Origin of the sequence: Streptomyces sp. NPDC056734 (assembly GCF_042790455.1) — a bacterium.
Classification (GTDB): Bacteria; Actinomycetota; Actinomycetes; order Streptomycetales; family Streptomycetaceae; genus Streptomyces.
Window position 1 is genome coordinate 346720 of sequence record NZ_JBHTZD010000006.1, and the last position, 13940, is coordinate 360659.

Here is a 13940-nt window from a genome sequence, read left to right on the forward strand (position 1 = left end):
AAACGCCCCCGTCCCCAGCGGCTACAGTCGCCCCATGACCAAGTGGGAATACGCAACCGTGCCGCTGCTCGTCCATGCCACCAAGCAGATCCTCGACACCTGGGGCGAGGACGGCTGGGAGCTGGTGCAGGTGGTGCCCGGCCCCAACCCCGAGCAGCTGGTGGCCTACCTGAAGCGGGAGAGGCAGGCGTGAGCGCGGACGCAGGTGTGAGCGCGGTCGAGGCGCGACTCGCCGAGCTGGGCCTGACGCTGCCGCAGGTGGTGCCGCCGCTGGCCGCGTACCAGCCGGCCGTGCGGACGGGACCGTACGTCCACACGGCGGGCCAGCTGCCCATGGTGGACGGCAAGCTGCCGGTCACCGGCAAGGTGGGCGCGGAGGTCACCCCGGAGGAGGCCAAGGAGCTGGCCCGCATCTGCGCGCTGAACGCGCTCGCGGCCGTGAAGTCCGTCGCCGGTGATCTGGACCGCATCGCGCGCGTGGTGAAGGTCGTCGGGTACGTCGCCTCGGCGTCCGACTTCACCGGCCAGCCCGCTGTGCTCAACGGCGCCAGCGAACTGCTCGGCGCGGTGCTCGGCGACAAGGGCGTGCACGCGCGCAGTGCCGTGGGCGTGGCGGTGCTGCCGCTGGACGCGCCGGTCGAGGTCGAGGTGCAGGTCGAGCTGACCGCGGACTGAACCGTTCCGCCCCGCTGCGGGGACCCCCTCCCCTCCGGGAGGACCCCGCGCGGGTGATCGCCGCCTCTCGAACATCCGCGCCCCACCGGATAGCCTCCGCCCATGGCTCAAGGGCAGTGGTACCCAGCGGACTGGCCGGCCCGGATCCGCGCCCTCACCGAGGGCGCTCTCACCCCGGTCGTCCCCAGGGCGGCGGCCACGGTGATGCTCCTGAAGGACACCGCCGCCGGCCCCGTCGTCCACATGCTGCGCAGACGCGCCTCCATGGCCTTCGCCGGAGGCGCGTACGCGTATCCGGGCGGCGGCGTCGACCCGCGCGACGACGACCACCACATCCGCTGGGCGGGCCCCACGCGCGCGTGGTGGGCCCAACGCCTCGGTGTCGACGAGCGGCAGGCCCAGGCGATCGTCTGCGCGGCCGTACGGGAGACGTACGAGGAGGCGGGCGTGCTCCTCGCCGGGCAGGACCCCCAGTCGGTCGTGGGCGACACCACGGGCGACGCCTGGGAGGCGGACCGCGCGGCGCTCGTCGCGCGTGAGGAGTCCTTCGCCCAGTTCCTGGACCGCCGCGGCCTGGTGCTCCGCTCCGACCTGCTGTCCGCGTGGGCGCGCTGGATCACGCCCGAGTTCGAGACCCGCCGGTACGACACCTGGTTCTTCGTCGCCGCCCTGCCCGCCGGGCAGCGCACCCGCAACGCCTCCACCGAGGCCGACCGCACGGTGTGGATCCGGCCCGCGGAGGCCGCCGCCGGGTACGACAAGGGCGAACTGCTGATGATGCCGCCCACCATCGCGGCACTGCGCCGGCTGGCCGTGTACGGCTCGGCCGCCGACGTGCTGGCCGCCGCGCCCGGCCGGGACCTGACGCCTGTGCTGGCCAAGGGCCGTCTGGTGGGCGGCGAGATCGTGCTGTCCTGGCCCGGACACACCGAGTTCACCCTGCACATCCCGACCGGTGGAGCCCCCGCATGACGGACGCCGGCGCCCTTCCCGGCCAGCCGCGCGGAGGGGTCCTCTCCGGACCGGCCACCGCGCGGGCCGTCAATGTCCTCGCGCCCAACGCGTCCGCGATGACCCTGGACGGCACCAACACCTGGATCCTCGCCGAGCCGGACTCGGACCTGGCGGTCGTGATCGACCCGGGCCCCCTGGACGACGCCCACCTGCGCCACGTCATCGCCACCGCCGAGCAGACGGGCCGGCGTGTCGCGCTCACCCTCCTCACCCACGGCCACCCCGACCACGCCGAGGGCGCCGCGCGCTTCGCCGAGCTGACGTCGAGCCCGGTACGCGCGCTGGACCCGGCCCTGCGCCTGGGCGACGAGGGCCTGGGCGCCGGGGACGTGGTCGCCGTCGGCGGCCTGGAGCTGCGGGTCGTACCGACCCCCGGCCACACCGCGGACTCCCTGAGCTTCCATCTCCCCGCCGACCGGGCGGTCCTCACGGGAGACACCATCCTGGGGCGCGGTACGACGGTCGTGGCGCACCCCGACGGCCGCCTGGGCGACTATCTGGACTCGCTGCGGCGGCTGCGGTCCCTCACCGTGGACGACGGCGTCCACACCGTCCTGCCGGGCCACGGACCGGTCCTGGAGGACGCGCAGGGCGCCGTGGAGTACTACCTCGCCCACCGAGCCCACCGCCTCGCCCAGGTCGAGACGGCCGTGGAGGACGGCTATCGCGGCGTCCCCGAGATCGTCGCCCATGTGTACGCCGACGTGGACCGCTCCTTGTGGCCCGCGGCGGAGCTGTCCGTACGGGCGCAGCTGGAGTATCTGACGGAGCACGGGCTCATCTGACGGCAGGCGGCAAGGCCCATGCGGCGTGGCCCGGCGCGTGCCTAGGCGGGCCTGGGCGCCTTGACGCCGTGCACGCGCGCGTACTCGTCGGCGAGCCACGGTCCGAGGTCGTCGGCATAGGCGCGCAGTACGGCCGCGTCCCCGCGCGGGGCGTGGCCCAGCAGGGCCGCCGTCCGCATCTGCCGCGCGCGGGAGGGGTAGTAGGCGCCGAAGGCGTCGGCCATCTCGCGCAGATCGCTGGTCCAGCCGTGCCAGCGGGGCATGACGAGCGTGAAGCCGGTGCGCACCAGATGCCGGGACATGTACCGCACGAGGGGCCGCAAAGCCCTCTCCGAGCCGTCCGCGGCGGCGATCCGCTCTCGCCAGCGGGGCAGCAGCAGGGCGAGATCGCCGTTGGTCTCACGGGCGAGCAGCGAGTCGGGCCGGTAGCGCGGCAGCCGGGCGGCGAGATCCTCGCCGAGCAGGTGCGTGCACAGACACGCGATGAACCATCCCAGGTCGTGCCGCTCCAGCTCGCTCAGCACCTGCTCCCGGCCGACCACGAGGGTCGCGGCGCCGTCGATCTGCGGGAACTCCCTGTCGAGCGCCTCGTCCAGCGCACGTGCGTCCGCGCGGTCGGCGTCGGTGGGCTCCGCGCGCAGGGCGATCAGCAGGTCGAGATCGCTGTGGCCGACCCGCGCGGTGCCGCGCGGAAGCGATCCGTACACGTACGCGCTGCTGAGCCGCTCGCCGAGGACGAGCGGGAGCCGCTCGCGCGCGGCGGCGACAACGGGACGGAAAGGGGGCGCTACGCGCGCGAGGGAGCCCTCAGGGGCGATGTAGCCCTGCGGGTCGAGTCCTCTGGGGCCGGGCGGGGGCGGGGGTGAGTGTCCGGGCATGTGGCCACTGTGGCGGAGACGCCCGCATGGGGCCCGTCATTTTCGGGAGCCCTCAGGGATCCCCTCAGGAGCCCCACCGGAGGTCTCCGGTGCGCGCTCCCCGAGAGAGGTCCTCGGGGAGCTGGGTGCCTTCAGGGCGTCCGGGGCGTCAGCGTGAGCGCTTCGCGAGGCGCTCGACGTCCAGCAGGATCACCGCACGCGCCTCCAGGCGGAGCCACCCGCGCTGGGCGAAGTCGGCGAGGGCCTTGTTGACCGTCTCGCGGGACGCGCCGACCAGCTGGGCCAGCTCCTCCTGTGTGAGGTCGTGGACGACATGGATGCCTTCCTCGGACTGCACGCCGAAGCGGCGGGAGAGGTCCAGCAGGGCGCGCGCGACCCGGCCCGGGACGTCCGAGAAGACCAGGTCGGACATGGCGTCGTTGGTCTTGCGCAGTCGGCGGGCGACGGCCCGCAGCAGTGCGGCGGCGACCTCGGGACGCGCGTTGAGCCAGGGCTGGAGGTCGCCGTGGCCCAGACCGAGCAGCTTGACCTCGGTCAGCGCGGTGGCGGTTGCCGTGCGCGGGCCCGGGTCGAACAGCGACAGCTCGCCGATCAGCTCGCCGGGGCCGACGACGGCGAGCATGTTCTCCCGGCCGTCGGGGGAGGTGCGGTGCAGCTTGACCTTGCCCTCGGTGACCACGTACAGCCGGTCGCCGGGGTCGCCCTCGTGGAACAGCGAGTCGCCCCGCGCGAGGGTCACCTCGCTCATGGAGGCACGCAGCTCAGCGGCCTGCTCGTCGTCAAGAGCCGCGAAGAGCGGATTGCGCCGCAGAACGTCGTCCACGAGTTGTCTCCTTGTCGACCTGCTCAGGGGATCTTTCCCCGTGTATCAGGGGTCCGTGGTCCCCATTTTGCCGGACGGTCCAAACAGTGTGATCTGTCACAAGGATGCCGTACTGGTGTGCCCTGGTAAGCGGCAGGGGTCCAATTGGGGGCCGATCTTTGAGGTCCGGGGCGGATGTCGGTGCCGGGTCGTAGGCTGGCCGGGTGTCCAAATCGCCGGTGAGAGCGCAGGCCGAGGGGGCTGGACGAGTGGCAGCAGGGCGTGATTCCGCTGTGGGCGAACAGGAGTCCGAGGGTGGAGTGAAAACGGACAAAGGGGCGAAAGAGGCTGGCGGGAAAGAGTCACCACCCGTGAAGAAACCGGTGGTGAGGAAGGTGACGGCACCGGCGAAGGCCACGGCCTCAGCGAAGACGCCGCCCCCGGCGAAGACCACGGCGGCGAAAGCGGCGGTCGCCGAGAAGGCCGCCGGAAAGACGGCGCGCGGAAAGACAGCCCCTGGGAAGACAGCCGCCCGGAAACCAGCCGTCGGGAAGAAAGCCGCCGCCAAGACCACCGCGGTCGCCGCCGCCAAAGAAACCACCACCCCACCCCCGGCCAAGAAACCAGCCACCACAAAGTCCGAATCGCGCACCGCGCTGGTCCGCCGCGCCCGCCGGATCGACCGGGAGCTGGCCGAGGTCTATCCGTACGCCCACCCCGAGCTGGACTTCGAGAACCCCTTCCAGCTCCTCGTCGCCACGGTGCTCTCCGCCCAGACCACCGACCTGCGCGTCAACCAGACGACTCCGGCGCTCTTCGCCAAGTACCCCACGCCCGAGGACCTCTCCGCCGCCAACCCGGAGGAGGTCGAGGAGATCCTCCGCCCGACCGGCTTCTTCCGGGCCAAGACCAAGTCGGTGATAGGGCTGTCGAAGGGCCTGACCGAGAAGTTCGGCGGCGAGGTGCCCGGCCGGCTGGAAGACCTGGTCACCCTGCCCGGCGTGGGCCGCAAAACGGCGTTCGTGGTGCTCGGCAACGCCTTCGGCCGCCCCGGCATCACCGTCGACACACACTTCCAGCGGCTGGTACGGCGCTGGCGGTGGACCGAGGAGACCGACCCCGACAAGATCGAGGCGGCGGTCGGGGCGCTGTTCCCCAAGAGCGAGTGGACGATGCTCTCGCATCACGTGATCTTCCACGGCCGCCGCATCTGCCACGCCCGCAAGCCCGCCTGCGGCGCCTGCCCCATCGCCCCGCTCTGCCCGGCGTACGGCGAGGGCGAGACGGACCCGGAGAAGGCCCAGAAGCTCCTCAAGTACGAGAAGGGCGGCTTCCCCGGCCAGCGCCTCAATCCGCCGCAGTCCTACCTGGACGCGGGCGGCAGGCCCGCCCCGCCGCTGGGGGCGGGATGACCGGTCACCGCCCGCCGGACGGACACCGGGCGCGGGGGCGGTACCCGGACCGGGCCGCGCCCACCCCGGAGCGCGCCCATCGCCTCCGCGCGCCCGCGCACTCCCTCCCGCTCCTCACGCCGGCGCACATGGCCCACCGCGCGCGCCGTCCCGGTGACACCTCGCGCCTCACTCCACCCCCTACGCCCCCACCCCGTCCGGAACGATCTCGGAAGCCCGGGGCGTTGGATCTCACAGAACGACGGGGGTGGTGATGATGCGCGCCAGCGACACGCAGGGCGGGCCGGTGATGGTCAGCAAGGACGGGCTGCCAGGGTGGCTGGATCCGGTGGTGCATGCCGCGGAGACGGTCGAGCCGCCGCAGCTCAGCCGGTTTCTGCCGCCGGAGGACGGGGGCGGGCGGCAGTCCGCCGTGCTCATCCTCTTCGGGGACGGGCGGCGGGGGCCCGAGCTGCTGCTGATGGAGCGGGCCACCTCCCTGCGCGAGCACGCGGGGCAGCCGGCCTTCCCCGGCGGATCCCTGGATCCGGAGGACGGCGATCCGCAGGGTGACGGGCCGCTGCGGGCGGCGCTGCGGGAGGCCGAGGAGGAGACCGGGCTCGATCCGGCCGGGGTCCAGCTCTTCGGCGTGCTGCCCAGGCTGTACATCCCGGTCAGCGGGTTCGTCGTCAGCCCGGTGCTCGGCTGGTGGCGCGAGCCGACACCGGTCGGCGTGGTGGATCCGAACGAGACCGCGCGGGTCTTCACCGTGCCCGTGGCGGATCTCACGGACCCCGCGAACCGCGCCATGGCCATCCACCCCAGAGGCCACAAGGGCCCGGCATTTCTGGTCAACTCCGCCCTCGTGTGGGGCTTTACGGCGGGCATCATCGACCGCCTGCTCCACTACTCGGGCTGGGAGCGGCCCTGGGACCAGGACAAGCAGGTCCCGCTCGACTGGCGGTCATGACAGGGTGGTCGCCGTGCTGTGTTCCGCCGGGAAAGGCCATGTCCGCGCGCCCTCGCGCGCCGGGCGGGGTCCGGCCCTGTGGCGGGTCCCCGTGACCGGAGAATGACGAGGCGAGGCCGAAAACGGTGAATGTGCTGGACATCCTGTTGCTGGTCGCTGCCGTCTGGTTCGCGATCGTCGGCTATCGACAGGGCTTCGTCGTCGGCATCCTGTCGGTGATCGGCTTCCTCGGTGGCGGTCTCGTCGCTGTCTACGCCCTCCCGGTGATCTGGGACGCGCTCACCGACAACACGCAGGTGAGTACGACCGCCGCCGTGGTCGCGGTCATCGTGGTGATCGTCTGTGCCTCGATCGGACAGGCCCTGACCACCCATCTCGGCAACAAGCTGCGCCGGTACATCACCTGGTCCCCGGCCCGCGCGCTGGACGCCACTGGCGGCGCCCTGGTCAATGTCGTGGCGATGCTGCTGGTGGCCTGGCTGATCGGCTCCGCGCTGGCCGGTACCACCCTGCCCACGCTGGGCAAGGAGGTGCGCAGCTCCAAGGTGCTGCTCGGGGTCTCGCGCGCGCTGCCCCAGCAGGCCGACACCTGGTTCGCCGATTTCTCCTCCGTCCTCGCGCAGAACGGCTTCCCGCAGGTCTTCAGTCCGTTCTCCAACGAGCCGATCACCGACGTCCAGCCGCCCGACCCGGCGCTGGCCAGCAGCGAGGTCGCCACGCGCGCGAAGCAGTCCATCGTCAAGGTGATGGGCACCGCGCAGAGCTGCGGCAAGGTCCTGGAGGGCACCGGCTTCGTCTTCGCCGACCGCCGCGTGATGACCAACGCGCATGTCGTCGGCGGCGTCGACGAGCCCACCGTCCAGATAGGCGGCGAGGGCCGGCGCTACGACGCGACGGTCGTGCTCTACGACTGGCAGCGCGACATCGCCGTCCTCGACGTCCCCGACCTCGACGCGCCCGCCCTGAAGTTCACGTCCACCGACGCCGAGAGCGGCGACGGCGCGATCGTCGCCGGGTTCCCGGAGAACGGGGCGTACGACGTGCGCGCGGCCCGGGTGCGCGGCCGGATCCCGGCCAACGGCCCGGACATCTACCACCGTGGCACCGTCCACCGTGACGTGTACTCGCTGTACGCGACCGTCCGCCAGGGCAACTCCGGCGGTCCGCTGCTCACCCCCGAGGGCGAGGTCTACGGCGTGGTCTTCGCCAAGTCGCTGGACGACGCCGAGACGGGGTACGCGCTCACCGTGGACGAGATCAGCGAGGACATCGCCAAGGGACGCACCGCGAACCAGCAGGTGGACAGCGACAGCTGCGCGCTGTGAGGTGAAGGGTGCGGCGGTGCGTCAGCCGCGTGGGTGACGCAGCCGTACGGAGACCCAGCGGGCCCGGCGGCGCAGGATGCGTGGAATGCCCACCCGCGGGTCCGTGCCCTGGAGTTGCGGAGCACTCCGCTGGTGGGAAGTCGGACCGCCCGATGAACGGCGGTCACGTGCGGCGTCACTGTAATCGTGCGTCCAGCCCATACCGGGACGTGTGCCCCTGCCCCAAGGTCGATAACCCCGCCAAGGCCCCTCAATTGGCCTATGCGTCGGGCAAGTGGCCGTTCGTAGTACAGGTGTTCAAGTCCGGATACCGGGCGCGAGGGCTCGCTCACCGAGCGGGGTCGCGGTCATTCGGCCAGACGGCCAGGATTGACCACCGGTCACTCACATCGACCGGTCACGCCGACCGGTCCCGCCGGACAGGCCGCCCGGCATCGCCCCTCCCGGCGGGCGACGCGCCCAGCCACAGGAGCCTTCGGCCGGCGAAGCCCAAGCGGGCGTCACAGGTCAGCCGCCGAGGTCGACGTCACAGCCTCGGCTGCCGGAGCCTTCGGCCGGGCGAAGCCCGGAGTCCGCGAAGCCCGCAGCCGCCAGAGCCTTCGGCTGCCGAGGGCTCACTCCAGGGGACCCCGGGCGAGTCCGCGAGCCTCGGTCTGCGAAGCCCCGGCCAGTCCACAGGCCCCTGGTCCGTGAGGCCCCAGCCAGTCCACAAGCCCCCGGTCCGCGAAGCCCCGGCCGGTCCGACAAGCCCCCGGCTGGCTCGAAATCCCCCCAACCGGCGGAGCCGCCGTCACCGATCCGGCTCCGGATCCCGCAGCCAGTTCACCAGCTCACCCGAGAACGCCGCCGGGTCCTCCTCGTGCGGGAAGTGCCCCAGACCGTCGAACAGCCGCCACCGGTACGGCGCTTCCACGTACTGTCCGGACCCGGCGGCGCTGCGCGTACGCGTCACGGGGTCCAGCGAGCCGTGCAGATGCAGCGTCGGCACCCGCACCGGCCGCTTCATCCGCCGGTTGAACTGGATGCCGTCGGGCCGGGCCAGCGAGCGCACCATCCAGCGGTACGGCTCGATCGAGCAGTGCGCGGTGGACGGGATGCACATCGCCCGCCGGTACGACTCCACCGCCTCGTCGTCCGGCAGCCGCGGCCCGGACCAGTCCCGGATCAGCCGCCCCACCAGCGCGGCGTCGTCCGCGACCAGTTGCCGCTCGGGGATCCAGGGCCGCTGGAACCCCCAGATGAAGGAGCTGGCGGCGGTCTGCCGGGCGTCGGAGAGCATCGCCGAACGCCAGCGCCGGGGGTGCGGCATCGAGGAGACCACCAGCCGCCGTACCAGCTTCGGGCGCATCACCGCGGCCGTCCACGCCAGATAGCCGCCCAGGTCATGGCCGACCAGCGCGGCGTCCGGCTCACCGAGGGAGCGGATCACACCGGTGATGTCGAGGGCGAGGTTGGCCGGGTCGTAGCCGCGCGGGGTGCGGTCGCTGCCACCGACACCGCGCAGATCCATGGCGACGGCCCGGAAACCGGCGTCGGCGAGCGTGACCAGCTGATGCCGCCAGGTCCACCAGAACTGGGGGAAGCCGTGCACCAGCATGACCAGCGGCCCCTCGCCGAGTTCCGCGATGTGGAAACGGGCGCCATTGGCAGCCACATCACGGTGCGTCACCGCCTGCCCGCCGGGCAGGGGGAGCCGTACGACCGAGGCGGGATGCGCCGATGGAGTGGCGGGGTCCGTCATGATGACGTACGCGCCCCGGCCTCGATGGCCTCGGGGACCCGCTCCCCGGGCAGGACGGGCCGGTCCTCCACCAGCTCGGGCCGCGGGTGCGGCTTGGCGTTCTGGAGCACGCCCGCGCTCTCCTTCACCGACGCGGCGACCTTCTGCGGGCCCCTGCCCTTCTTGGCCTTGTTCGCGAAGAACAGGCCGATCAGGGCCAGGATCAGCGCGACCAGGACATTCGCCGCGAAGGACAGCACGAAGCAGATCGCCAGGTTCCAGCCGGTCCAGGTGCGGATGCCGTACGCCAGGGCGAAGTTCAGCATCGGCAGGGAGAACAGCAGCACCACGGCGGCCACGCTGAACGCGCCCCCGCTCATCGCGCCCCGCTTGACATCCTGCTTGAGCTGCGCCTTGGCCAGCGCGATCTCGTCGTGCACCAGCGCCGACATGTCGCTGGTCGCCGAGGCGAACAGCTGTCCGACGCTGCGTTCCGCGCCGACCGGGCTGCCGTCGGGTGCGCTCATCGCGGTCTCCCTCGTGTGCGTACGGTCCCGTTCCGCGCGTCCTGGTGGCTACGGCTCCGCGTAGATTTCGGCGCATACGGTCCCGCTCTTTTGTACCGTCTCGTCAGATCATGCCGGACCGTCGTTCTCCTCGCCCGCCCCGCCCGGCACTTCGGCGAGCGCGTGGCGCGCCTCGGCGGCCCGTTCCTCGGCGATCCGGCGGTGTTCGGCGGCCTTGCGCTCGTAGATCCGCGCCATCCGCAAGTGGTACGCCGGGTCGTGCTCCTCATAGATGTCGGGGATGCCGTCGAGGTCGTCGTCGCGGTCCTCGGCCTCGACCATCCGCCGGTACTTGGCGTTCCGTATCTTCAGCAGCACGGTCGCGAGGACGGCGGCGATGAGCGAGCCGATGAGCACCGCGGCCTTGATCCCGCCGGTCAGGGCGGCATCGCCGTCGAACGCGAGTTCGCCGATCAGCAGCGAGACGGTGAAGCCGATACCGGCGAGGGAGGCGACCGCGAAGACATCCGCCCAGGCCAGGTCGTCGCTGAGCGAGGCGCGGGTGAAGCGGGCGGTCAGCCAGGTGCCGCCGAAGATGCCGACCGTCTTGCCGACCACCAGACCGAGGACCACGCCGAGCGTCTCGGGCTGGGTGAAGACATCGCGCAGCGCGCCGCCGGACACCACCACGCCCGCGCTGAACAGGGCGAACATCGGCACCGCGAAGCCCGCCGACAGCGGTCGTACGAGATGTTCGATGTGCTCGCCGGGGGAGTGCTGCTCGTCGTCGTGGGTGGTGCAGCGCAGCATCAGGCCCATGGCGACACCCGCGATGGTGGCGTGGATGCCGCTGTTGTACATCAGCGCCCAGATCACCAGTGCGAGCGGCACGTAGACGTACCAGCCGCGTACGCCCTTGCGCAGCAGCACCCAGAAGACGACCAAGCCGGCCACGGCACCGCCGAGGGCGGCGAAGTTCAGTTGGTCGGTGAAGAAGACCGCGATGATCAGGATGGCGAACAGGTCGTCCACCACGGCGAGGGTCAGCAGGAACGCGCGCAGGGCGCTGGGCAGCGACGTACCGATGACCGCGAGCACGGCGAGCGCGAACGCGATGTCGGTGGCGGTGGGCACGGCCCAGCCCGAGAGCGCGCCGCCGCCGGCCACATTGGTGAGCGTGTAGACCAGCGCCGGTACGGCCATGCCGCACAGGGCGGCGACCACGGGCAGCGCGGCGGCCTTGGGGTCGCGGAGATCACCGGCGACGAGTTCGCGCTTGAGTTCGATACCGGCCACGAAGAAGAAGATCGCGAGCAGCCCGTCGGCGGCCCAGTGCGCGAGGGAGAGATCGAGGCCGAGGGCGGCCGGGCCGAGGTGGAAGTCCGAGACGCTCGCGTAGCTGTCGCCGAACGCGGGCACATTCGCCCAGATCAGCGCGACCACGGCGGCGATCAGCAGCAGCACCCCGCCGACGGTCTCGGTGCGCAGGGCCTCGGCGACGAAGTTCCGCTCGGGCAGCGACAGCCGTCCCAGCACCTTGCGGGGGCCGGCGTTCTGCTGGGCGTTTTCCTTGCGGCGCGAGGGCGCGGACACGGTGAGACCTCCGGTCGGTGAGCAGCACGGGACACTTGCCGACCAGACTTCCCGGCACACCTTTTGTCGATCTTCACGCGGTTCTTCACGTCACGCATCCGCGATCTTGTCGCGATGTTGACGCGATTCTTATTTTAACCGTACGGGGTGGGGGGCGCGGAAACGGGAAAGGGGCACCCCGTACGGGGTGCCCCTTCGCGCTGCCGGGCGGGTCGCCGCTGGTCAGTCCTCGCTCGGCGCCGCCGGGAGCTGGGCCTGGATGAGGTTCATGACCGCGGAGTCGGCGAGCGTGGTGACATCGCCGATCTGCCGGTTCTCGGCCACATCGCGCAGCAGCCGGCGCATGATCTTGCCGGAGCGGGTCTTGGGCAGCTCGGCCACGGGCAGGATCCGCTTCGGCTTGGCGATCGGGCCGAGCGTGGCACCCACGTGGTTGCGCAAGTCGCTGACCAGGCCCTCGTCCTCGGAGGCCGTGCCGCGCAGGATGACGAACGCGACGATCGCCTGACCGGTCGTCTCGTCCGTCGCGCCGACGACCGCCGCCTCGGCGACCGAGGGGTGCGAGACGAGCGCCGACTCCACCTCCGTGGTGGAGATGTTGTGGCCGGACACCAGCATCACGTCGTCGACCCGGCCGAGCAGCCAGATGTCCCCGTCGTCGTCCTTCTTCGCCCCGTCACCGGCGAAGTACTTGCCCTCGAAGCGCGACCAGTACGTGTCGAGGAACCGCTGGTCGTCGCCCCAGATGGTGCGCAGCATCGACGGCCACGGCTCGGTCAGGACCAGATAGCCGCCACCGCCGTTCGGCACCTCGCCCGCCTCGTCGTCGACGACCGTCGCGGAGATTCCGGGCAGCGCGCGCTGCGCGGAGCCCGGCTTGGTCTCGGTGACGCCCGGCAGCGGGGAGATCATCATCGCGCCGGTCTCGGTCTGCCACCAGGTGTCCACGATCGGCGTGCGGTCGCCGCCGATGTGCTTGCGGTACCAGATCCACGCCTCGGGGTTGATCGGTTCGCCGACCGAGCCCAGCACCCGCAGGCTGCTCAGATCGAACTTCGCGGGGATGTCGTCGCCCCACTTCATGAACGTACGGATCGCCGTCGGCGCCGTGTACAGGATCGTCACCCCGTACTTCTGCACGATCTCCCAGAATCGCCCCTGGTGCGGCGTGTCGGGCGTGCCTTCGTACATCACCTGCGTGGCGCCGTTGGAGAGCGGCCCGTAGACGATGTACGAGTGCCCGGTGACCCAGCCGACGTCGGCCGTGCACCAGTAGACGTCGGTCTCCGGCTTGAGGTCGAACACCGCGTGGTGGGTGTACGACGCCTGGGTGAGATAGCCGCCGGAGGTGTGCAGGATGCCCTTGGGCTTACCCGTCGTACCCGAGGTGTAGAGGATGAACAGCGGGTGCTCGGCCTCGAACGCCTCGGGCGTGTGCTCGGCCGGCTGCCGCTCGACGATCTCGTGCCACCAGGTGTCCCGCGTGTCGTCCCAGGCGATGTCCTGCCCGGTGCGGCGCACGACGAGCACATGCTCGACATTGCCCGCCTTGACGACCGCGTCGTCCACGGCCGGCTTCAGCGCGGACGGCTTGCCCCGGCGGTAGCCGCCGTCGGAGGTGATGACCACCTTGGCGTCGGCGTCCTGGATCCGGGTCGCCAGCGCGTCGGCGGAGAAACCGCCGAACACCACGGAGTGCGCGGCGCCGATCCGGGCGCACGCGAGCATCGCGACCGCCGTCTCGGGAATCATCGGCATGTAGATCGCGACCCGGTCGCCCTTGGCGACGCCCAGCTCCAGCAGCGCGTTCGCGGCCTTGGACACCTCGTCCTTGAGCTGCGCGTAGGTGATCGCGCGGCTGTCTCCGGGCTCGCCCTCGAAGTGGATGGCGACCCGCTCGCCGAGCCCGGCCTCCACATGCCGGTCCACACAGTTGTACGCCACATTGAGCGTGCCGTCCTTGAACCATTTGGCGAACGGCGGGTTCGACCAGTCCAGCGTCTCGGTCGGCTCCTTGGCCCAGGTCAGCCGGCGGGCCTGCGCGGCCCAGAAGCCGAGCCTGTCAGCCTTGGCCTGCTCATACGCCTCCGCCGTGACGTTGGCGTTGGCAGCCAGGTCGGCGGGGGGTGCGAACCTGCGTTCTTCCTTGAGCAGGTTGGCCAGGCTTTCGTTGCTCACGACATCTCCCTTTCCAAGGGTGTCCGTTGTGTCCCAGGCCACAGCTCACCAGAAGCGGGGGGCCGATGACAAGGGCCGACGGGAAATTGGTTTAGACCTGTGA

14 protein-coding genes are annotated in these 13940 nt (G+C 71.4%); 7 read left to right on the forward strand and 7 right to left on the reverse strand.

The window, feature by feature from the left end; genetic code table 11:
* Positions 1 to 34 precede the first annotated feature (34 nt).
* The 4 genes from ACFRFC_RS11875 (at position 35) to ACFRFC_RS11890 (ending at position 2474) form a co-directional block, all read left to right on the forward strand.
* A complete protein-coding gene (locus ACFRFC_RS11875; RefSeq protein ID WP_382680914.1) occupies positions 35 to 193 on the forward strand; it encodes a hypothetical protein in 159 nt (52 codons plus the stop codon).
* 14 nt (positions 194 to 207) lie between these two features.
* Positions 208 to 675 carry a RidA family protein gene (locus ACFRFC_RS11880; protein ID WP_382681101.1) on the forward strand — a complete coding sequence of 156 codons (468 nt, stop codon included), beginning with the start codon at positions 208 to 210 and terminating at the stop codon, positions 673 to 675.
* Between the two features lie 102 nt (positions 676 to 777).
* Complete coding sequence (locus ACFRFC_RS11885) at positions 778 to 1647, forward strand: NUDIX hydrolase (RefSeq protein ID WP_382680915.1); 870 nt, start codon at positions 778 to 780, stop codon at positions 1645 to 1647.
* On the forward strand, positions 1644 to 2474 hold the full coding sequence (locus ACFRFC_RS11890; RefSeq protein WP_382680916.1) for an MBL fold metallo-hydrolase: 831 nt from the start codon (positions 1644 to 1646) through the stop codon (positions 2472 to 2474). Before ACFRFC_RS11885 ends, ACFRFC_RS11890 begins: the two co-directional genes overlap by 4 nt.
* Before the next feature lie 41 nt (positions 2475 to 2515).
* Here ACFRFC_RS11890 and ACFRFC_RS11895 read toward each other — a convergent pair whose 3' ends face one another.
* Positions 2516 to 3352: a nucleotidyltransferase domain-containing protein gene (locus ACFRFC_RS11895; RefSeq protein WP_382680917.1), complete on the reverse strand. Its 837-nt coding sequence runs from the start codon at positions 3350 to 3352 to the stop codon at positions 2516 to 2518.
* Between the two features lie 148 nt (positions 3353 to 3500).
* Positions 3501 to 4175: a Crp/Fnr family transcriptional regulator gene (locus tag ACFRFC_RS11900; RefSeq protein WP_029382547.1), complete on the reverse strand. Its 675-nt coding sequence runs from the start codon at positions 4173 to 4175 to the stop codon at positions 3501 to 3503.
* Positions 4176 to 4525: 350 nt separating this feature from the next.
* Here ACFRFC_RS11900 and nth point away from each other — a divergent pair, with 350 nt between their 5' ends.
* The 3 genes from nth (at position 4526) to ACFRFC_RS11915 (ending at position 7840) form a co-directional block, all read left to right on the forward strand.
* On the forward strand, positions 4526 to 5566 hold the full coding sequence (gene nth / locus ACFRFC_RS11905) for an endonuclease III (RefSeq protein ID WP_383112611.1): 1041 nt from the start codon (positions 4526 to 4528) through the stop codon (positions 5564 to 5566).
* A 253-nt stretch (positions 5567 to 5819) separates the two neighbouring features.
* Positions 5820 to 6515 (forward strand): NUDIX hydrolase, encoded by a 696-nt coding sequence (locus ACFRFC_RS11910; protein ID WP_382680918.1) that lies wholly within the window; start codon positions 5820 to 5822, stop codon positions 6513 to 6515.
* Between the two features lie 125 nt (positions 6516 to 6640).
* Positions 6641 to 7840 (forward strand): MarP family serine protease, encoded by a 1200-nt coding sequence (locus ACFRFC_RS11915; protein WP_382680919.1) that lies wholly within the window; start codon positions 6641 to 6643, stop codon positions 7838 to 7840.
* Between the two features lie 21 nt (positions 7841 to 7861).
* Here the strand turns inward: ACFRFC_RS11915 and ACFRFC_RS11920 are convergent, their stop codons facing one another.
* The 5 genes from ACFRFC_RS11920 to acs form a co-directional block, all read right to left on the reverse strand.
* Positions 7862 to 8041: a hypothetical protein gene (locus tag ACFRFC_RS11920; protein ID WP_382680920.1), complete on the reverse strand. Its 180-nt coding sequence runs from the start codon at positions 8039 to 8041 to the stop codon at positions 7862 to 7864.
* 589 nt (positions 8042 to 8630) lie between these two features.
* Positions 8631 to 9581, reverse strand: coding sequence for an alpha/beta fold hydrolase (locus ACFRFC_RS11925; protein WP_382680921.1), 951 nt, complete (start codon positions 9579 to 9581; stop codon positions 8631 to 8633).
* Positions 9578 to 10087, reverse strand: coding sequence for a phage holin family protein (locus ACFRFC_RS11930; protein ID WP_382680922.1), 510 nt, complete (start codon positions 10085 to 10087; stop codon positions 9578 to 9580). Before ACFRFC_RS11930 ends, ACFRFC_RS11925 begins: the two co-directional genes overlap by 4 nt.
* A gap of 108 nt (positions 10088 to 10195) precedes the next feature.
* On the reverse strand, positions 10196 to 11659 hold the full coding sequence (gene nhaA / locus ACFRFC_RS11935) for a Na+/H+ antiporter NhaA (RefSeq protein ID WP_382680923.1): 1464 nt from the start codon (positions 11657 to 11659) through the stop codon (positions 10196 to 10198).
* A gap of 222 nt (positions 11660 to 11881) precedes the next feature.
* Positions 11882 to 13837: an acetate--CoA ligase gene (acs, locus tag ACFRFC_RS11940; protein WP_382680924.1), complete on the reverse strand. Its 1956-nt coding sequence runs from the start codon at positions 13835 to 13837 to the stop codon at positions 11882 to 11884.
* Positions 13838 to 13940: the final 103 nt, after the last annotated feature.